Here is a 794-nt window from a genome sequence, read left to right as displayed (position 1 = left end):
GTCACATTACTGTAACGGGTTTCTCTTAATTAAATATTGGTAATGTCGTAGTGCCACAGCGGTGGAGAGGCACATAGCAAATGCTACACTATCTTTGTGTCGGGGCGTCCTTCTGCGGGGCTCGCCTTAGAACTATTTTATTTCGCCACTGAGTTCGGCATGGACTATTTACAAAATTTCAGAAAGCAAAAAACCCGTCACATTACTGTAACGGGTTTCTCTTAATTAAATATTGGTAATGTCGTAGTGCCACAGCGGTGGAGAGGCACATAGCAAATGCTACACTATCTTTGTGTCGGGGCGTCCTTCTGCGGGGCTCGCTTTAGAACTACTTTATTTCGCCACTGAGTTCGGCATGGACTATTTACAAAATTCCAAAAAGCAAAAAACCCGTCACATTACTGTAACGGGTTTCTCTTAATTAAATCCTGGTAATGTCCTACTTTCACATAGCAAATGCTACACTATCATCGGCGCTGTTTCGTTTCACTACTGAGTTCGGCATGGGATCAGGTGGGTCCAAAACGCTATTGTCACCAAGAAAATTCTTTTCAATTTTCTTATTTTAATTATTAAGGTTAAAGTCCTTCGACTGAATTTGAAGCCTGGTAATGTCCTACTTTCACATAGCAAATGCTACACTATCATCGGCGCTGTTTCGTTTCACTACTGAGTTCGGCATGGAGTCAGGTGGGTCCAAAACGCTATTGTCACCAAGCAAATTTGGGCGTTAATTCGTATATCTACGCATTAACTGAATTTGGAAAATATCTGATAATATTTTTTAAGTCTTT

General features: G+C 40.9%; 2 rRNA genes. Both read right to left on the bottom strand.

The features are described from left to right. Positions 1-426 precede the first annotated feature (426 nt). Positions 427-541: ribosomal RNA gene (gene rrf, locus H5126_RS00010) — 5S ribosomal RNA — on the bottom strand. A gap of 62 nt (positions 542-603) precedes the next feature. Beyond that, a 5S ribosomal RNA gene (gene rrf / locus H5126_RS00005) occupies positions 604-718 on the bottom strand. Between the last annotated feature and the right edge of the window lie 76 nt (positions 719-794).

Source organism: Pseudoalteromonas sp. SG45-3, from assembly GCF_014164075.1.
Classification (GTDB): Bacteria; Pseudomonadota; Gammaproteobacteria; order Enterobacterales; family Alteromonadaceae; genus Pseudoalteromonas; species Pseudoalteromonas distincta.
This window is presented reverse-complemented; position numbering and strand designations above follow the sequence as displayed.